Source organism: Pseudomonas sp. R19M, from assembly GCF_050312585.1.
Lineage (GTDB): Bacteria > Pseudomonadota > Gammaproteobacteria > Pseudomonadales > Pseudomonadaceae > Aquipseudomonas > Aquipseudomonas palleroniana.
Genome location: NZ_JBNPJV010000009.1, coordinates 79161 through 96805, shown reverse-complemented (window position 1 = coordinate 96805; position 17645 = coordinate 79161). Strand labels below are relative to the sequence as shown.

The window sequence follows — 17645 nt, the reverse complement described above, 5'->3', positions numbered from 1 at the left end:
CTGAAGGACACTGCCCGCATGAGCGACTCCGGCCGCGCCGATGCCCTGTTAGCCGAACTGCCCCGGGACGGCCGTGGCCGGCTCAAAGTTTTCCTCGGTGCCGCGCCGGGTGTGGGCAAGACCTACGCCATGCTCCAGGCCGCGCACACCCAGCTGCGCCAGGGCGTGCGGCTGATCGCCGGGGTGGTCGAAACCCACGGTCGCGCCGAAACCGAAGCCCTGCTCAGTGGCCTGCCGCAGCAACCCTTGGTACGCAGCGAATACCGCGGCGTGATGCTCGAAGAAATGGACCTCGACGGCCTGCTGACCGCCAAACCCAAGCTGGTGCTGGTGGACGAACTGGCCCACAGCAACGCCCCCGGCAGCCGTCACGAAAAACGCTGGCAGGACATCCAGGAGCTGCTCGCCGCCGGCATCAACGTGTTCACCACGGTCAACGTCCAGCACCTGGAAAGCCTCAATGACCAGGTCCGTGGCATCACGGGCGTGCAAGTGCGTGAAACCCTGCCGGACTGGGTGCTGCAAGAGGCAGACGAATTACTCTTGATCGACCTGCCATCGCGCGAGCTGCTGGAGCGTTTGCGCGACGGCAAAGTCTACGTGCCGGAACAGGCGCGCGCGGCGATCGACGCGTTTTTTACCCAGACCAACCTGATGGCTTTGCGCGAGCTGGCGATGCAAACCGCCGCCGCGCACGTCGATGATGACTTGGCTCAAGGCTATCGTCAGCTCGGCCAGGCGGCACCGACGGTACGCGGACGCTTGTTGGTGGGAGTGGATGGCGATGCCCAGGCCGAACGTCTGGTGCGGCACGCCAGCCGCGTGGCCCAGCGCCGGCATTTACCCTGGAGCCTGGTGCATGTCGACAACGGTCGCGCGCGCGATGAGCAATCACGCCTGCACCTGCAGAATGCCCAGCAACTGGCTGAGCGTCTTGGAGGTGAGGTCGTCCTGCTGCGGGCGGGGGAAGTGGCGAAAACCCTGATCCAGCATGCCGCCGAACGTCGTGCCAGCCTGTTGCTGGTGGGGCAGTCACGGATGCGTTGGCGCCGCCGCTTGTTTGGAGGTGGCCTGGCGGCGCGCTTGCTGCGCAATGCGCGGGGCCTGGAAATCAACGTGCTCGACAGCGACGACATGCCTGCGCCGCCGCGCCTGCCGGACGTGCGCGGGCTGGTCTGGTTCGACTACGGCCTGGCGGTGCTGGCGACCATCGTCGCGGCGGCGTTGGCCTGGGCGGTGGCCAGTGTGTTGCCGCTGCCGAATATCTCCCTGGTGTTTCTCGCGGCCGTCTTGCTGGTGGCGGTACGCAGCAGCCTGGGACCGGCCCTGGTGTGCGCCGCGTTGTCGTTCCTGACCTACGACTTCCTGTTTATCCCACCGAATTTCTCGTTTGCCATCCAGCGTGAAGAAGACGTGCTGACCCTGCTGTTCTTCTTGTTGATGGCGGCCTTGACCGGCAACCTTGCTGCGCGCCAACGCCGGCAACTGCAGGCCCTGCGCGATACCCAGGAAGAAACCAGCGAACTGCTCGACCTGTCGCGCAAACTCACCGCCGCCACCGATCGCCAGGCGGTGATCAGTGCGGCGGCGCATCATCTGGAAGGCTGGAGTGACCTCGACCTGTGCCTGGTCAACCGTGACGGCCAGGGCGGTTGGAAGGTCGAGACCGGCAGCCCGCTGACCCTGACCGAAGCCGAACGCGCCGCCGCCGATTGGGCCTGGCAACACGATCAACCGGCCGGCATGGGCACGGGCACCTTGCCATTCGGGCGCTGGTGGTGGTGGCCGTTATCGAGCGAGGAGGGGCCTTTGGGTTTGCTCGGTGTCAGCCCCAAGCCCGGTCTGGAGTTGAGCGGCCAACGCCGTCGCTTGCTCACGGCGTTGAGCCAGCCGCTGGCACAGGCGTTGGCGCGGGCTCAGTTGGGCCAGGAACTTGAATCCGCTCGGCTGCATGGCGAAACCGAACAGTTGCGCAGCGCGTTGCTGGCGTCGGTGTCCCACGATTTGCGCACGCCGTTGACCTCCATGCGCGGCAGCATCGACAGTCTGTTGGCTCTCGGCGAGGCGATCCCTCTGGAAGATCGCCGCGAGTTGCTTGAAGGCACCCGCGATGAAGCCGAGCGCCTCGACCGTTACATCCAGAACCTGCTGGATATGACGCGCCTGGGGCATGGTGCGTTGAAGCTGGCGCGCGACTGGGTGTCACCCGGCGATATCGTCGGCAGTGCTCTCGCTCGTTTGCGCGCCGTGCTGGCGCCGTTGCGCGTAAGCACCGATGTGCCGGCTGAACTGCCGCTGTTGTATGTCCATGCCGCATTGATCGAACAAGCCTTGGTCAATGTGCTGGAAAACGCCGCACGTTTTTCGCCGCCTCAGGGCCGCTTGCAGCTGACTGCCGGCGTGGCGGACGAGCAGCTGTTTTTCGCGGTGGCCGATGAGGGCCCGGGGATCCCCGAGGATGAGCGGGCGAAGATTTTCGATATGTTCTACACCGCTGCCCGTGGTGACCGGGGCGGGCAGGGCACGGGCCTGGGCCTGGCGATCTGCCAGGGCATGGTTGGCGCGCACGGTGGGCATATCAGCGTGGCCGATGGCATCGACGGGCGGGGCACTTGCATCACTTTGTTCCTGCCTTTACCGACACAACCTGGCTTGGAACACGGGGCCTGAGCTACCCTCTTTTCTCCACGGATTTTGATTGGACACCATGAGCCAGACCGCGACGATTCTAGTCATTGATGACGAACCGCAGATCCGCAAATTCCTGCGCATCAGCCTGGCCTCCCAAGGCTATAAGGTGATCGAAGCCGGCACCGGCAACGAAGGCCTGGCCCAAGCGGCGTTGAGCAAACCGGACTTGCTGGTCCTTGACCTTGGCCTGCCCGACATGGACGGCCAGCAAGTGCTGCGCGAGTTTCGCGAGTGGTCGACGGTGCCGGTGCTGGTGCTGTCGGTGCGGGCCAGCGAAGGTCAGAAGGTCGAGGCCCTCGACGGCGGCGCCAATGACTATGTGACCAAGCCGTTCGGGATCCAGGAGTTTCTCGCCCGCGTACGTGCATTGCTGCGCCAGGCGCCGGTGGGTGAGGCCCAGGAGGCCGCCTTGAATTTCGGCCCCCTGACGGTGGACCTGGCCTATCGCCGCGTGCTGTTGGACGGTGCCGAAGTGGCGCTTACCCGCAAGGAATATGCGGTACTGGCGCAGTTGGCCCGGCATCCGGGACGGGTGATCACCCAGCAACAACTGCTCAAGGACATCTGGGGGCCAACCCATACCGAGGATAGCCACTACCTGCGCATCGTCGTGGGCCATCTGCGGCAGAAGCTGGCGGACGACCCCACTCAGCCAAGGTTTATCGTGACCGAGGCGGGCGTGGGGTATCGGTTGTTGAATGCCTAGATTGCGGGTGCCTGTTCCGACGCCATCGGGAGCAAGCCCCCACATTTGAGCACATTCCAAAAGTAGAACTCGGTCCCCTGTGGGAGGGGGCTTGCTCCCGATGAGGCCATCAGCTACAGCTCAACTTCAGTGCTGCTCACTCTCATACCGATCCAGCGTATCACTGGCAATCTCCCGCCCCAGCGCGATCAACTCCGGCGCTTTGTAGAACTCGAAAAACCGGCACACCCGTTTCGGCACGTTGATCAGCACGTCGGGCGGGTAACCGGCAATCTTGTACTGCGCCAATGACGTCTGCATCACCTCGAAACTCTGGTTGATCAGGTCCAGCAGTGACGCCGGGCCGACGTTGTCGATGATGAACGACCCGGTTGCGGACTTCGGTGCGCCTTCTTTTTCCGGCGCTGCGGCGGGCTGTTGGGCCTCGGGTTCTGCCGACTCCAGCCATGGGTTGATCTCTGCCGCTTCGGCCTGCAATGCCTCCTGTTCCAGCTTCAGTAACTGTTCAGCCTGTTTACGGCGAAACGGCAGGTGCGAGCCCAGGGATCTGGCCAGGTTATTGAAGCGACTCTTGAACGCAGGCGGGCGCTGGATCACCGGCAACTGGTAGTGTTTTTGATTGGTGGCATTGAGGTTGACCGCGATGATCAAGTCGCAATGGCTCGACACCACCGGCACGATCGGCAATGGGTTGAGCAGGCCGCCGTCGACCAGCATGCGGTTGCCCTGCATCACGGGGGTAAACAGGCTGGGGATCGCCGCGGAGGCGCGCATGGCTTGGTGCAGGCAGCCTTCCTGGAACCAGATTTCCTGTTGGTTGGTCAGGTCGGTGGCGACGGCGGTGTAGGGAATGCGCAGCTCTTCGATATTGAGTTCGCCAACGATCTTGCGGATCTGCCCGAACACTTTCTCGCCACGAATCGCGCCCAGACGAAAGCTCACATCCACCAGGCGCAGTACGTCGAGGTAGTCGAGGCTTTCGATCCAGTTTCGATACTCGTCCAGCTTGCCGGCGGCGTAGATCCCACCCACCACCGCGCCCATGGAACAGCCGGCGATACAGGCGATGTCATAGCCACGCCGTTCGATTTCTTCGATCACGCCGATATGGGCGTACCCTCGGGCTCCGCCGGAACCCAGTACCAAGGCCACACGTTTCTTCATGAGCTGATCCTTCGCAAAACAGTTGACCACAATGCGCTCATCCGAGGGGCGGCTCAATCTTCGTCGATGTGCGGAATATTTTTGCTGCTTGGCCAGGGCGCTCGGGTATGCTCTGGCGATCGTCAGTTATGCTTTTGGGCGGCCAGACAAGGCACTTTTCCTTGTAGGCAACGTCTACAGCCTACGACTGTTTCTGTTTATTTTGAGGTGTCATCGATGAAAGCCTGGATGTGTGTGCCTGTGATCGTATTGGCCCTGGCCGGTTGCGCCGGGAAAACGGCTTACCGTGATAGCTGTGGCACGCAATTGGATGCCGCCTGGCATGAGCTGGACCTGGCCAAGGCTGAAGGCTTTGCCGGGACCGTCAGTTACTCCAAGGCCCTGTCTTTGTTGACTGGCGCCAAGACCCAGCAGCAATTTGAAGCCTTTGAGGGGTGCGCCAACAAGGCCGAGAAAGCACGCTTCTATATTCGTGAGTCGCGTGCCGGCCGATAAGCCGTAGCGACAGAGCATTTCATCGTCAGCGGAGGAAGGGATGTCAGCTTTGGTCGATCAGTTAGTCGCTCAGGTCATGGGCCTGGAAGTAGGGTTACTGAGCTGCCAGGCTCGCCTCGCTGCCGTCACCGACGATGAAGCCCTGCATGATCTGCGCACCACCGTGCGGCGTCTGCGCAGCCTGTTGCGGCCCCTGCGCGGCTTGCCGGGGGTGGAGCAACTTGAATTTGCCGCCAGTGCGGTGGGTCAATTGACCACGCCCCTGCGCGACCGAGAAGTACTGGCCGCCTACCTGCACCAGCAGGGTTATCATGAGGCGGCTGCGCGGCGTTTGCGCTTGCAACCCGAGGCTTATCGGCAGGTTGCGCAATGCCCCGAAGTGGCCCACCTGCTGTTGATCCTCGATGCTTTCCCCAGGTTTATTCGTGCGTCCGAGCACCAGAAGTTGCTCAAGGGCTTGCGCCCGCGCATCGAAAAGCGTCTGGCCAAGCAATGGCAAAAGCTCGGTGACGCCTTGAAGGACCCTGATCATGACCGTCACCGTCTACGGTTGCTGATCAAGCGCGTGCGCTACGCGGCCGAGGCGTATCCCAACCTGGACAAACTCCCCGCCAAAGCGATGTCCCGTCTCAAGCGTGCCCAAAGCGCGTTGGGCGATTGGCACGACTGCTGGCAGTGGCTGGCACAGGCCGAACACCAAGCGGATTTGCAACCCTGCGTTGCGGTGTGGCATCGCACCATGGCCCAGGCAGAAGGGCACGCGGATCGGGTGCTGGATAAACTCAGCGCCGATTGTTTCTGAACCGGTCCGGTTTTTGGCCGGTATGGGCGCTGTGCAGTCACCCCACGCTGGTTAAGATCACCCCATCCGTGTTCTTGATGTGAGGTCCCGATGCGCTTTAGTGATTTGCTCGATGCCGCCCGTAGCAACCCGCTGGATGTGACCATTCCGGCCGAATGGGGCCAGGGCCGGGCTACGTTTGGTGGGTTGGTCGCCGCCTTGCAATATGAAGCCCTGCGCGCGCAGGTACCGGCGGACCGTCCATTACGCTCACTGGCGATCACCTTCGTCGGCCCGGTTGAGCCGGAGGTAGCCGCCAGTTACCACGTGGAAGTCTTGCGCGAAGGCAAAGCCGTCAGCCAGTTGCTCGGCCGTGTGGTGCAGAACGGCGAAGTCGCGACCGTGGTCCAGGCCAGCTTTGGCGCTGCGCGTGAGTCGCAGATTGACGTCGCAAGCGAACCCGCACCGGCGTTCAAACACTGGGATGAATGCCAGGAGTTGCCGTATATCAAAGGCGTCACCCCTGAGTTCATGCGGCACCTGGCCATGCGATGGAGCGTCGGCGGACTGCCGTTCACCGGCAATAAATCACGCGATATGGGCGGTTGGGTGCGCCTGCGGGGCGATGTGAAGGAAGAGGCGTTGACCGAGGCGCATATCCTCGCTCTGGTGGACGCTTGGCCACCGGCCTTGCTGCCGCACCTGAGCAAACCCGCGCCGGGCAGCACCCTGACCTGGACCATCGAATTTATCCAGCCGTTGCAGCACCTGACCACCCTCGACTGGTGCCAGTACTACGTCAATATCGAACACGCCCGCGACGGCTACGGGCATGCTGCTGCCGCACTCTGGAGCCCGAGCGGCGAGTTGATCGCCATCAGCCGCCAGAGCGTCGTGGTCTTCGCCTGACCTCAATGCCGGTGGCGCTGTCGCCATGCACGCCACCAGCCACCGCTCAATACAAAACGCGGAAACGTCACGAACTGTTCGACCACCAGCCGTTGCACCGCATCTTTACGATCACTGAAGGGCTCGCTGGCCTGGGTTTCCAGGCTATGGCCATGGCGCTGCAACGCCAGGCCGGCCAGGATGCCGATGATGCCCACGGCAACACTGGCCAGGCTCAGGCTGAACACCCCGGATACGATCAACAGAAACCCGATGATAAACAGCGGCACGGCAATCAGGTGCAGCGCCAGGTTGGTCGGGTGTTGATGGTTCTGTGGGTAGTTACGCCATTGCCAGGCGGGGAGATTGGGGTGACGTTTGCCCATGATGGTGAATCCTCTGTCCGTTGAAACAACATGCAGAGGAGTTTAGGCGGGGTGGGGCGGGTGGGCGAATTGGGGCTGACTATGGGGGCCATAGCCAGCCTTGCTTGGCTATTGCGTCAGAGCTTCAGCTGCCCGATCGCCTTGCTCAGTGCTCCCGCCAGCGTCGCCAGTTCATTGCTGGTGCTGGCCGAGCCCACGGTCTGTTGCACGGTGTTTTCCGTCACATCGCGAATACTCACCACCGCCCGGTTCATTTCTTCGGCGACATGGCTTTGCTGCTCGGCGGCCACGGCGATCTGCGTGTTGCTCTCGCGCATCTGTGCCACGGCCCCCGTGATTTCGGCCAGTGCGGCGCCGGCTTCCTGAGCCTGCTGCACGCAGTCGTCGGCCTTGAATGAGCTTTCCTGCATGAAATCCACCGCATCGCGAGTACCGGCTTGCAGCGCCGAGACCATGCGGGTGATTTCGTCGGTGGAGCTTTGCACGCGTTTGGCGAGGTTGCGCACTTCGTCGGCGACGACGGCGAAACCCCGGCCCATTTCCCCGGCGCGAGCGGCTTCGATGGCGGCGTTGAGGGCGAGCAGGTTGGTCTGTTCGGCGATGCTGTGGATCACGCTGACTACGCCGTTGATTTTCTGGCTGTCCTCGGCAAGTTTCTGGATCATTTCCGCTGTTTGTTGTACGCCGGTGGACAGCCCGGCAATGGAGTGTTGCACGCGGATGACCACCTCCTGGCCGCTGCCTGCAAGGGTGTCGGCGGTCTGGGACAGGTCGCGGGTGGCGCCGGCGTGTTGGGCGATGTGGTGGACGGTGGCGGTCATCTCATTGATCGCCGTGGCGGCCTGGTCGGTTTCGCTCTGCTGGCCGAGCATGCCGTGTTGCACTTCGTTCATGCTGCTGGCCAGGCGTGCGGCGCCCTCGTCCAGTTGCCGAGCGGTGCTTGCCACGGTGTTGACCACGCGCTGGTAGCCGGCCTGCATGGCGTTGAACGCGCTGGCCATCTGGCCGACTTCGTCTTTGCAGGCCAGGGGCACGCGGGCCGACAGATCGCCGGTTTTCTCAACGTGCAGCATCACGTCCTTGAGGGTATTGAGTTGACTGAGCAGGAAACGAATCAGCAGTTGCGAGGCACCGAGCATCGCCAGCATCAGGATCAGCACGGCCACGGCGTAGTTGGCGAAGCGTTCGGCGAAGACCTGGCTCAGGCTGCGTCCGTAGGCCAACACGGCGATCTGTGGCCCGTCGGCACGTGCAATGACTTCAGCACCGATCAGCGGGTTTTCACCGAACAAGGCCCTGTGATTCAGCTCGACCCAGCCGCTGGCGCTGCTGAGGGCTGACAGATCCCGGTCTGCCAATTGTGGGACTTGGCCCCGGGCAAACGTCAACCAATGCTCGTCCGTGGGCAGCGCCTTGTCGGCAGGCCAGGCCGCGAGCAATCGTGCTTGCGCTTGCGCCGAGGTTCGGGCCGCATCGTTGCGTGCCTGTTGTTCGAGCTGCACGGCGTACAACACCAGCAACAGGGTGGTGATGAAGGCCACCGCGTTGACGGCCCAGAATTTGTATTTCAGCGAGATATTGCTAAGCCAGGCACCCATGGAAGGTTTTCTCTGATAGCGGAAACAGCATTGGCAAGGTGCCATTATTGTGCCGCTATTCAGAAATCCGGTCTTGACATGGGTCAATGCACCGCATCGACCCGGTTGTTTCAACCCAGGCAGGGCAGCCCAAAAAACGCACGGGCACAGGCTGTGCTGTGTTCGGCCAGATCTTCCGGGGTTTCGCTGCGGTGCAGGGCAACCTCATGCAGCACCTGCGGCAAATAGGCCGGTTCATTGCGACCATTTTTCGGCTTTGGTCGCAGGGTGCGCGGCAGCAGGTAGGGCGCGTCACTTTCCAGCATCAGGCGCCCGCGCGGGATTTCCCTGACCAGTGGATGCAGATGTGTCCCACGGCGTTCGTCGCAGATCCAGCCGGTGATGCCGATATGCAGGTCAAGGTCGAGGTAGCTGAAGAGCGCCTGCTGCTCGCCGGTGAAGCAATGCACCACGGCGGCGGTCAGGTGGTCGCGGTAATCCTTGAGGATCTCCAGCAGGCGCTGGTTGGCGTCGCGTTCGTGGAGAAATACCGGCAGTTTCAACTCGACCGCCAGGGCCAGGTGCTCTTCGAGGACTTTTTCCTGCTGAGGGCGCGGGGAGAAGTCCCGGTTGAAATCCAGCCCGCATTCGCCCACGGCACGTACCCGGCTTTCGCTGAGCAAGCCGCGCAAGCGCTGGGCGCTGTCGCCGTTCCAGTCGCTGGCGGAGTGCGGATGGATGCCCGCCGTGCTGAACAGGTGCTGGCCGCTGTCGTCGAGTTTTACGCACAGTTCCAAGGCTTGTTCGCTGCCGTCGACACTGGTACCGGTCAGCACCAATTGTTGTACGCCGGCGGCATAGGCGCGATCGAGAACGGCTTGATGCCTCTCGTCGAAACTGGGGTTGGTCAGGTTGACGCCGATATCAATGAGTTGCATGGTGCTATCTCCGCCTGCGGCCGGAAAGCATATCAGAGCTGTAGATTTATAAGAAAACGAAGAACTACAACGAGTTAAAGCTGTCTTTGAACGTCGCAAGTGACATTGTGGTGGGCCGAATGCCTGCCTCTATGCCACTGTTGCGCGCCTTGCCAGCGCTTTAAGCGCTCTGTTTCTGACCTCCAGTGCCTCGTCTTTCACGAGGGCGCTGGCCAGTATTCTTTCCGGAGAGCGGATGATCCGACCCTCGGCGTTGCTCATGTTGTGCTTGACGTTGCTGCTGCCGATGACGGCGGCAGCGCGTCTGGACGGCCCGGTGGAAGTGACCAAGCCCGGCAAGGTGCGAGACCTGGCGCAGATTCGTTCCAGCCGCACCCTGCGCGTGCTGGTCAATCAGAGCCGCAACAGCTCGGGCGAAATTCAGGGCCAGGCGATCGGTGTCGAGTACCACCGCCTGCGCGCCTTTGAGCAGTACTTGAACGGCCACGCCCGTGACGGTGAAGAAATCAGCCTCAAGATCATTCCCAAGGCCAAGGACCAGTTGCTCGGCGCGTTGGCCCGTGGCGAAGGTGACCTGGTCGCCCCCGGCGAGCTGTTGGATGTAAAGGCCGCGCACAAGCTCAGCACCAGCGATCCGATCGTCAGCGATGTGCCGTTATGGCTGGTGGGGGTGAAAGGTGAGCGCCGGTTTACCAGGCTTGAACAATTATCGGGGCGAACATTGTCGCTGACCACCGGCAGTGCCGCGGCGGATGCCATCAGCCAGGTCAATCAGAAGCTTGCGCTGCACAAGCAACCACCGATAAAGGTGGAATGGGTCGATCCGACATTGGCGGTAGAAGATGTGCTGGAGATGGTCCAGGCCGGGATCTTCCATTTGACCATCGTTGAGAAACCCATCGCCGAACGCTGGTCGAAAATCCTGCCCAAGCTTCGTTTTGACAAGCAGGTCGTGATCAGCGAGCCGGGTGACGAATATTGGTTCGTGCGCCAGGATGCTTCGATGCTGCGGGCCAGCATCGATCGGTTCCTCAAGGTTTATCGCACCCCGTCCGATCAGGATGTGGCCTTTCAACGGATCTACCGACGCCTCTATCAGGTGCGCAACCCACTGGCTCGCGCCGACCGCCAGCGTCTGGAGAAGCTGCGCCCGGTCCTGCAAAAACATGCCCGGGAGCAGGGCATTGACTGGTTGAACCTGGCCGCGCTGGCGTTCAAGGAGTCCGCACTGGACCCCGGTGCGCGCAACAGCGGTGGCCCGACGGGCTTGATGCAGATCACCCCTTCAGCGGCCCAGCGGGTCGGGGTGAATAGTATCGAGAGCCTTGATAGCAATGTGCAGGCGGGCGCGCGCTACTTGTCGATGATCCGTCGGAAGTTCTTCGCCAGCCCCAAGCTCAACGAAAGAGAACGCATGGCCTTTGTATTGGCGGCTTACAACATGGGGCCGGAGCGCGTACAGGGCATGCGGGCGGAGGCGCGACGGCGTGGGCTGAATCCGAACCAGTGGTTCTTCCAGGTTGAACGCATTGCCATGGAGCAGGTGGGGATGGGTGGCGTCAGCTATGTTAATAGCGTGAACAAGTATTACCTGGCGTTCAATCGGGAGCGGGAGTCCCTGGAGCCGGCAGGGCCAAAGATCGCCTCACGCAAATAATCGATTTATTCGATGTCTATTAGGCATTTTTTCGGCTTTTAACATTGCCTAATTTGATTAATATAGCGGCCAACCACCTCCTACTTAGAAAAGGATTACCCCGATGAGCCCACTGATCAAAGGCATTCTGTCCACCCGCGCCGGTTATGGCCTGACCATCCTGCGCATCTTTGTCGGCATTATCTTCGCCGCCCACGGCTCACAGAAACTCTTCGGCTGGTTTGGCGGTTATGGCCTGGCCGGCACGGCACAGTGGATGGAAAGCATCGGCCTGGCACCCGGCACCCTGATGGCCGTGTTGTCGGGCGGTACCGAGTTCTTTGCCGGCCTGGCGCTGATCATCGGCTTGTTGGCACGCCCTGCGGCATTGGGTTTGACCATTCTTACACTGGTGGCGATTTTCTCGGTGCATATCCACAACGGTCTGTTCATGGCCAACAACGGTTATGAGTTCGCATTGGCCTTGCTGGGCGGTACGCTGGCCGTGCTGCTGGAAGGCGCCGGCAAACTGTCGGCCGATGGCGCCATCAGCCGCTGACCCTCGGTTAACGTCCCCCAAAAGCCCGCCACGTGCGGGCTTTTTCGTTGCCCGGGATTCTTGACACTGGCCTATCGGCTTCTCTAGGATGCTGCTCATGCGCCGATTTAAACAGCTAATTGCGGGGCGCCACCGGGACTCGATGCAGCCCGACAGAAGACGGTTCTGCCCTGCAGAGCACACTTCGAAATACCGCTAAAGCGCTGGTTCGGTGTTGCCTCTCACCTGCCCGCAGACTTTTGAGGCAGAGACACGACACGATGAATGCACTACGCCCCCTTATTCGACTCGCCCCGATCACTGCGGGCCTGACTCAACGCAATCCAAAGATCCTGCTTGGCGGCAAGCACCAGCCGACGCTGCTGCGTTATCTGGATGGCTGGCCTCGTCGTACTGGGCGGCCTTCGGCGTTTCTGATCCAGTTCGTTGAAGACGGTGATTCCCTGGCGCGTTTTGCCAGCAACAGTTTCGACCTCGCGGTGATACAGGCGCCCAGTGCCGGCAATGCCGATGACGTGATCCGCCACCTCACGCGTATTGCCCGACAGGGCCTGATCACCCGCCGCTGAGAGCTCAGTGACCGGCCGCTGAAGAGCGCGCCCGACGCCGACGCAACCAAAAAGCCAGCATCCAGGCGATCAGGCATAACAGCAGCGGCACCGTCGCGATCAGCAGCAGCTTCAGGCTGTCTTCGAAGCGATGCACGGGCGCGTAAGCCTTGACCCTCAGCGCGTTGAGTTCCATGGGCAGTCGCAGGCGCTCCTTGTTGAGCGCTTGCAACTGGGTATTGGCTGCCACTGCCTGGGTACCCACACTCGCAGCCTGTGGGTTCAAGCGTTGCCACTCTTGTTCCGTGTGCTCAAGTCGTCGTTCCAGCTCTCCCGCGCTTTCCCGATAAGCCTGCGCCGCGGTCTCACGCATGTGTTCGAGCGTATGCAGGGGCCGGCTGTGCGTGGCGCGTGGTCGAATGGCCGCAAGCGCCGGTGATGCCGCCAGGTTATCCAAGGTGTTCAATACAAATTGCACGTTGCTGTTGGGGGCCGAGCGGATGACCGCGTCTGCGAGCATATCCGTGTCGGCGACCACCACGACCTGGATCTGTGAGGCTTTCTGCACGCCGGGCGGCTTTCCATTCAGTCCCTCGGGAAACACCGAGTAGGCGGGGCCCTCAAGGCGAGCCGCAATGACGTGGGCCTGCCTGGGCGCAGCGGCGTTATCGGCGAGTGAATCGAACGTCGTCGCGAAAGCAAATTGCCTTGCGTCGAGCAGTACCGATTGCCGGGAGCTTTGCAGCAGGGGCGTGAAGGTCATACGGCTTTTGCGGGTGCGGGAAAGTGCGCCGCTGCTCGACACGATCATTGAGCTCAGTTTCCAGCTGCTTATATCGTTGGCGGTCATGGCCTGTCGTGGCAGGTTCAGCCTGGCCGGGTGCAAAACCATCGGCTTTCCGGGGCCCTGGGTGGCCGATGAGGCGTAGAGGTTATCGACCAACAGCTTGTCCGTCGGCATCTGCACACTCCAGGCCGCAAGCAGTTCCTCCAGCTTGGAGTCTGTCGAGACGGAGCCCGTGGCCATCTCGCTCACCGGGTCGATGAAGATCATAAGCCTGGCGCCCTTTAATACGTGCTGTTCAATCGCATACAAGGCTTGCTCGGGCAGGGTGCGCGGGTGGATGACCATCAACGTCCCGATCGATGCCGGTACCTGGGCGATGTTGGCGCTCAGTTCAACCAGGTTGAAATGCCCGCGCATCTGCGCCAACAGTTCTCCCGTAGCAACATTGGACGCGAGCCCCGACAGCACGCCGACAGTCGGACGTTCAGGCTGCATCAAGGCATGGATCAGTCGGCTGATTTCATACTCAAGCAAGGGCGCCTGGTCTGGGCTGAAAGCTTCGATGCGCTGTGCACTTTGGCCGGTGCGTGTGCCGATGAGGCCCATGAAACCTTGCGTATTATCCAGTCCGAATAAACTGGCCTTGTAGGCTTCCTCGGAAAATGGAGCCGGGTCGATAACATGCAGGTTGATCATGCCCCTGGCTGCTTTTTCAAACTCCCTGAGTAAATCTTCCACCCGTTGACCGTAGCGTTTTAATGCGTGTGGTTTCTTGGGATCATTGATTGAGTTGAAGTAATACAAATCCAGCGGGCCTTCGAGAGTTGTAAGAAAGTTTCGCGTGGCCTGCGATAAAGTATGATTTTTCTCTTGTGAAAAATCCCAGCGAATGTCAGGTAGTTTTTTTATCCAGACCAGATTGAATGCGAGAAAAAGTAGCGACATGACGATGAGTGTCATGCCTGTACGAAAAGCGGATCGCATCAGGAACTTTCCTTCTCAGCGGTTTTTATAGTTGAGTGTGACAGTCGTCGCTGAAAGAAAAACAAGGATGATACTGATGAAATAACACACGTCGTGAAGGGTCAGTTTTCCGCTGTCCATCGTGTTGAAACGTAAAATAGGATTGAGCGATATCAAGCTATCGACCACCCATATTGGGGCCTGATGTTCCAGCGCATCGAGTATGGAGGACAGGCCGCTGATGGTTAGTAGCAGACCCAGTGTCAACAGGAAAATCACAATGCGTTGGTGAGTCAGTACACAGACAAAGCAACCGACCGCCAGGTAACTGCCCGCCAGTAACCAGCTGGCGATGAATTGTGAGGCGATAACGCCGTTGTCGGCGGTGCCAAGATAGTGAGTGGCGATCACTATTGGAAAGTTTAAAAGCAGGGCAATGCTGCACACGACCCAAGCCGCCATGAACTTTCCGATAACGCGCTCCGTCGAGGTGACAGGTAAGGTTTTCATCATGTTCGAAAAGCTTGCGTTATGTTCATCTGACCATAACTGCGTCGATAAAGTGGGAATCAGCAGAAGATAGAGCCAGGGGTGAAACTCGAAGAAGGCTTGCAAGTCGCCGCTGTTTCGCTCCAGCCACTGCTGGGTGTGCAGCCCCAGCGTGGCACAGAGCGCCAGGAACACCGCTACGCTCAGATAAGTACTGGGTGAAGAGGCATAACTGGCGAGTTGGCGTTTGAAAATGACGGTTAGCAGTTTCAAGGGGAGACCTCTTGGCTGAGATGGTGAACAACGTCGTTCAAGCGTCCTGGCTCCAGGTGCATGGACGTGATGTTCCAGCCGCGGTGGGTGATGAGCGCGTTGATGGAAGGGAAAATGGCGTGGCCAGGCATAGCCAGAACCGTCACCGTGCCCGGTGTATGCCGGTCTTCTTCAATGCCTGCGACGCCGGGTAAGACGGCGAGCGCCAGTAAATCCAGTGGTGTATTGGCGGCCAGGGTTACAGCTTGGTAATGTCTGGAGCTGCGTTGCAGGTCCACCAGAGAGGTATCGGCCTTCAGGCGCCCCCCCGCGATAACCAGCGCCCGGGTGCAAAGATCAGACAGCGCGTCGCAATGACGGGAGGCGATGATGAGGGTCATTTCTTCGCTCAAGGACTGGATAAGTGTCCTGAGCTTGAGCCACTGATCAGGGCCAAGTCCTTCCAAGGGCTCGTCCAGTAAAAGCAACTTGGGCGAATGCACGATGGCTTGGGCAATTGCAACTTTGCGCTGTATGCCAAGGGAGAGCGTATCCATCGGGCAGTTGAATACGGATGACAGCTCCAGGCGCATAACGACTTGATCAACTCTTTTGCGTTTTTCGGCACCACGCAACCCCCTGACGGCGGCAACAAAGTTCAGCAGGCTTTTGACGGACATCACATCGTGACTGAGGCCGTCATGAAGTTGATAGCCCACTGCGTTCCTTGTTTGAATGGGATGGGTCTGGGTGCTCATTCCCTGAATATTGATTTTCCCGGAAGTTGGTTTGATCGCACCCGAGATCAAGTTCAATAACGTTGTCTTGCCGGAACCCCGCTCGCCAAACAGACCTATGCATTCTCGGCGCTGGGTGCAGAATGAAAAGTCGGTAATGATGTTTTTTCTGCCAAGTTGTTTCGTCAGGTTGCTTATCTCGATCATGGGTTTACCGAATAAGTTTGGCAGGGGCGGATGGCCGTTGAGGGCATTAAAAAGGGTACGTTCATTAGTTGTGCTTGGGAACGCGTGATCTGATTAATAAGACAAGTCCTACGCTCAGTTTGATTACTCACTGAAACAATTGTTTTGTTTTGAGGGCTTGTTAATGGTCGGATGTTTATCTGATGTTTATATAAAGTTTTCTTTTTTGTGATGAGGTCTGACTGTCATGATGCTTCTACGTACCCTTGTTCTTGAACGCAGTGGTGAAGAGGCGCCCGTCAACGGTGCACTGCTCTGTGGGTTTGCTGTCGCGCAGATCGACTCGAACTTTCTTGTATATAGCCTGGATGAAGAGGCTGAACCCGGTCACTCACGGGTTTATATCGCGGCATTGCGTAAAAAACTCGAGCGCTATTTCCTCGGGGCCGTGGACTCCAAGGAAGACCTGCAAGTGGCGATGCAGGTCTTCAAGCAGATCCTCATGAGCGCCTCTGGCGCAAAGACAAGTGGCCCTGGCGAGCCCCAGACGCCTTTTCATTTTGTGGATTTGAAAGGTTGCAGGTTGCCGCCTGCCAGGCCCGAAGATCATCACTCGGTGATTATCAAGAAGGCGTTGGTGATGAAGGTGATCACCCTGGGCATGTCAGCGCCCGCATTGCCCGCGATAGAAAGCACGACGGTCATCGTGCCGAGCATTCGCTTTTCGTCCCAAATGGTGGCACCGCCGAAGGACGTGAGCCATCCGAAGGCCGCTACTCAGTCGGCGGATCAATACACTGTCGAGGAGCCTTCGCATTCGGTGAGCGCGTTACCCAACGCATCCGTGCCCGCGGGGCTGAGTACACTGCCGGTTGAGCCTGAATCGAGCGAGGTTGCGCCCGCGAAACTGCCGGCTCACCAGGAGCACGCCACCTTGCTTGAGGTGGACAGCACACTGGCTAATCTTGCCCGGGTCGCCCAGGAGCTGGCGCAAAAAAAGCATGCGGCCATCGAGCGAGAGGAGATGCTTGAACAGTGGCAAGTTCGCCTGCACCAGCAGCAAAGCCAGCTGGATGAGAAAAGCCGCGAGGTCGAGCAGCGTCACAGGCAACTGCAGGACGAGCTGCTCGGGGCCGGCCAAAAAACCGAAAAATTGACGCTGATGATGTCGCAGCTGTCAGCCATGCGGCAGCACCTGCACAGCACGCTGCTTGAGCTGGACCGGGTCCTGGAGGCGCCTGAGATGAATTGATCTGCCTGCCGGTCTGGCTACTTTGCAGGGTTCATTTATCATCAGCTCCAGCCGGCCGGCGCCAGGGCATGAGGCCGTGGCGTATCGGCACCATTGGACATTACCTGGGGATGCAAGGGTTTGAGTACCAAGCTGATTACCAAAGAAGGTCATGATGCGCTGAAAAAAGAGCTGGATTACCTGTGGCGTGAGAAGCGCCCTGATACCACGCGCAAAGTGACATGGGCCGCTTCCCTGGGAGACCGCAGCGAAAACGCGGACTACCAGTACAACAAGAAGCTGCTGCGTGAAATCGACCGGCGGGTGCGTTATCTGCGCAAACGCCTGGAAGACATGCGCGTGGTGGAGTACCGGCCCGAGCAAGAGGGGAAAGTATTCTTCGGTGCCTGGGTGGAGATCGAAAACGAACAGGGTGACACCAAGCGCTTTCGCATCGTGGGTTATGACGAGATCTACGACCGCATGGATTACATCTCCATTGACTCGCCCATGGCACGTGCGCTGCTGCGCAAGGAAGTGGACGATGAGGCGATTGTGCAGACCCCAAACGGGGAAGTGTGCTGGTGGATCACGCACATCGAGTATGAGAAGTAGGCAATGACGGCCTGCG

Annotated in this window: 17 protein-coding genes; 10 read left to right on the top strand and 7 right to left on the bottom strand. The window is 60.0% G+C overall.

The window, feature by feature from the left end:
* Positions 1–18 precede the first annotated feature (18 nt).
* The gene (locus ACQRBT_RS01110; RefSeq protein WP_161548821.1) at positions 19–2670 is read left to right on the top strand and encodes a sensor histidine kinase; all 2652 of its coding nucleotides are present in this window, start codon (positions 19–21) and stop codon (positions 2668–2670) included.
* Between the two features lie 37 nt (positions 2671–2707).
* Entirely contained in the window at positions 2708–3397 is a 690-nt protein-coding gene (locus ACQRBT_RS01105) for a response regulator (RefSeq protein WP_090366049.1), read from the top strand.
* A 126-nt stretch (positions 3398–3523) separates the two neighbouring features.
* Here ACQRBT_RS01105 and ACQRBT_RS01100 read toward each other — a convergent pair whose 3' ends face one another.
* Complete coding sequence (locus ACQRBT_RS01100; RefSeq protein WP_060753234.1) at positions 3524–4561, bottom strand: patatin-like phospholipase family protein; 1038 nt, start codon at positions 4559–4561, stop codon at positions 3524–3526.
* A gap of 216 nt (positions 4562–4777) precedes the next feature.
* Here ACQRBT_RS01100 and ACQRBT_RS01095 point away from each other — a divergent pair, with 216 nt between their 5' ends.
* The 3 genes from ACQRBT_RS01095 to ACQRBT_RS01085 all read left to right on the top strand — a co-directional run bounded on the left by ACQRBT_RS01095 (position 4778) and on the right by ACQRBT_RS01085 (position 6746).
* Entirely contained in the window at positions 4778–5056 is a 279-nt protein-coding gene (locus ACQRBT_RS01095; RefSeq protein WP_017734442.1) for a hypothetical protein, read from the top strand.
* Positions 5057–5096: 40 nt separating this feature from the next.
* Positions 5097–5858 (top strand): CHAD domain-containing protein, encoded by a 762-nt coding sequence (locus ACQRBT_RS01090; RefSeq protein WP_412047186.1) that lies wholly within the window; start codon positions 5097–5099, stop codon positions 5856–5858.
* 90 nt (positions 5859–5948) lie between these two features.
* Positions 5949–6746: an acyl-CoA thioesterase gene (locus tag ACQRBT_RS01085; protein ID WP_060753236.1), complete on the top strand. Its 798-nt coding sequence runs from the start codon at positions 5949–5951 to the stop codon at positions 6744–6746.
* Positions 6747–6748: 2 nt separating this feature from the next.
* Here ACQRBT_RS01085 and ACQRBT_RS01080 read toward each other — a convergent pair whose 3' ends face one another.
* The 3 genes from ACQRBT_RS01080 to ACQRBT_RS01070 form a co-directional block, all read right to left on the bottom strand.
* Positions 6749–7111: an Mpo1-like protein gene (locus ACQRBT_RS01080; RefSeq protein WP_090366044.1), complete on the bottom strand. Its 363-nt coding sequence runs from the start codon at positions 7109–7111 to the stop codon at positions 6749–6751.
* 116 nt (positions 7112–7227) lie between these two features.
* Positions 7228–8709 carry a methyl-accepting chemotaxis protein gene (locus ACQRBT_RS01075; RefSeq protein WP_412047185.1) on the bottom strand — a complete coding sequence of 494 codons (1482 nt, stop codon included), beginning with the start codon at positions 8707–8709 and terminating at the stop codon, positions 7228–7230.
* Between the two features lie 110 nt (positions 8710–8819).
* Complete coding sequence (locus ACQRBT_RS01070; protein ID WP_090366041.1) at positions 8820–9626, bottom strand: TatD family hydrolase; 807 nt, start codon at positions 9624–9626, stop codon at positions 8820–8822.
* Between the two features lie 235 nt (positions 9627–9861).
* On the opposite strand from ACQRBT_RS01070, the gene ACQRBT_RS01065 reads away from it, so the two are divergent.
* The 3 genes from ACQRBT_RS01065 (at position 9862) to ACQRBT_RS01055 (ending at position 12390) form a co-directional block, all read left to right on the top strand.
* A complete protein-coding gene (locus tag ACQRBT_RS01065; RefSeq protein WP_244698016.1) occupies positions 9862–11283 on the top strand; it encodes a transglycosylase SLT domain-containing protein in 1422 nt (473 codons plus the stop codon).
* Positions 11284–11386: 103 nt separating this feature from the next.
* A complete protein-coding gene (locus tag ACQRBT_RS01060; RefSeq protein ID WP_412047184.1) occupies positions 11387–11821 on the top strand; it encodes a DoxX family protein in 435 nt (144 codons plus the stop codon).
* 260 nt (positions 11822–12081) lie between these two features.
* Positions 12082–12390 (top strand): hypothetical protein, encoded by a 309-nt coding sequence (locus ACQRBT_RS01055; RefSeq protein ID WP_060753242.1) that lies wholly within the window; start codon positions 12082–12084, stop codon positions 12388–12390.
* Between the two features lie 4 nt (positions 12391–12394).
* Here ACQRBT_RS01055 and ACQRBT_RS01050 read toward each other — a convergent pair whose 3' ends face one another.
* The 3 genes from ACQRBT_RS01050 to ACQRBT_RS01040 are packed head-to-tail and all read right to left on the bottom strand — an operon-like array spanning position 12395 to position 15804.
* Positions 12395–14140 carry a Gldg family protein gene (locus ACQRBT_RS01050; RefSeq protein ID WP_412047183.1) on the bottom strand — a complete coding sequence of 582 codons (1746 nt, stop codon included), beginning with the start codon at positions 14138–14140 and terminating at the stop codon, positions 12395–12397.
* A gap of 15 nt (positions 14141–14155) precedes the next feature.
* Complete coding sequence (locus tag ACQRBT_RS01045; protein WP_161548827.1) at positions 14156–14881, bottom strand: ABC transporter permease; 726 nt, start codon at positions 14879–14881, stop codon at positions 14156–14158.
* On the bottom strand, positions 14878–15804 hold the full coding sequence (locus tag ACQRBT_RS01040; protein WP_412047182.1) for an ABC transporter ATP-binding protein: 927 nt from the start codon (positions 15802–15804) through the stop codon (positions 14878–14880). The genes ACQRBT_RS01045 and ACQRBT_RS01040 overlap by 4 nt, the downstream gene beginning before the upstream one ends.
* Positions 15805–16030: 226 nt before the next feature.
* Here ACQRBT_RS01040 and ACQRBT_RS01035 point away from each other — a divergent pair, with 226 nt between their 5' ends.
* Both ACQRBT_RS01035 and greB read left to right on the top strand, forming a co-directional pair.
* Positions 16031–17035 carry a hypothetical protein gene (locus ACQRBT_RS01035; protein WP_244383994.1) on the top strand — a complete coding sequence of 335 codons (1005 nt, stop codon included), beginning with the start codon at positions 16031–16033 and terminating at the stop codon, positions 17033–17035.
* Positions 17036–17155: 120 nt separating this feature from the next.
* Positions 17156–17629 carry a transcription elongation factor GreB gene (gene greB / locus ACQRBT_RS01030; RefSeq protein WP_060753247.1) on the top strand — a complete coding sequence of 158 codons (474 nt, stop codon included), beginning with the start codon at positions 17156–17158 and terminating at the stop codon, positions 17627–17629.
* Positions 17630–17645 lie beyond the last annotated feature (16 nt).

Bases quoted from the DNA above. Each gene is read 5' to 3' on its own strand.
- ACQRBT_RS01095 (WP_017734442.1), top strand. From the start codon at position 4,778: ATGAAAGCCTGGATGTGTGTGCCTGTGATCGTATTGGCCCTGGCCGGT.
- ACQRBT_RS01075 (WP_412047185.1), bottom strand. From the start codon at position 8,709: ATGGGTGCCTGGCTTAGCAATATCTCGCTGAAATACAAATTCTGGGCC.
- ACQRBT_RS01080 (WP_090366044.1), bottom strand. From the start codon at position 7,111: ATGGGCAAACGTCACCCCAATCTCCCCGCCTGGCAATGGCGTAACTAC.
- ACQRBT_RS01070 (WP_090366041.1), bottom strand. From the start codon at position 9,626: ATGCAACTCATTGATATCGGCGTCAACCTGACCAACCCCAGTTTCGAC.
- ACQRBT_RS01040 (WP_412047182.1), bottom strand. From the start codon at position 15,804: ATGATCGAGATAAGCAACCTGACGAAACAACTTGGCAGAAAAAACATC.
- ACQRBT_RS01050 (WP_412047183.1), bottom strand. From the start codon at position 14,140: ATGCGATCCGCTTTTCGTACAGGCATGACACTCATCGTCATGTCGCTA.
- ACQRBT_RS01055 (WP_060753242.1), top strand. From the start codon at position 12,082: ATGAATGCACTACGCCCCCTTATTCGACTCGCCCCGATCACTGCGGGC.
- ACQRBT_RS01105 (WP_090366049.1), top strand. From the start codon at position 2,708: ATGAGCCAGACCGCGACGATTCTAGTCATTGATGACGAACCGCAGATC.
- ACQRBT_RS01110 (WP_161548821.1), top strand. From the start codon at position 19: ATGAGCGACTCCGGCCGCGCCGATGCCCTGTTAGCCGAACTGCCCCGG.
- ACQRBT_RS01100 (WP_060753234.1), bottom strand. From the start codon at position 4,561: ATGAAGAAACGTGTGGCCTTGGTACTGGGTTCCGGCGGAGCCCGAGGG.
- ACQRBT_RS01060 (WP_412047184.1), top strand. From the start codon at position 11,387: ATGAGCCCACTGATCAAAGGCATTCTGTCCACCCGCGCCGGTTATGGC.
- ACQRBT_RS01085 (WP_060753236.1), top strand. From the start codon at position 5,949: ATGCGCTTTAGTGATTTGCTCGATGCCGCCCGTAGCAACCCGCTGGAT.
- ACQRBT_RS01035 (WP_244383994.1), top strand. From the start codon at position 16,031: ATGATGCTTCTACGTACCCTTGTTCTTGAACGCAGTGGTGAAGAGGCG.
- ACQRBT_RS01065 (WP_244698016.1), top strand. From the start codon at position 9,862: ATGATCCGACCCTCGGCGTTGCTCATGTTGTGCTTGACGTTGCTGCTG.
- ACQRBT_RS01090 (WP_412047186.1), top strand. From the start codon at position 5,097: ATGTCAGCTTTGGTCGATCAGTTAGTCGCTCAGGTCATGGGCCTGGAA.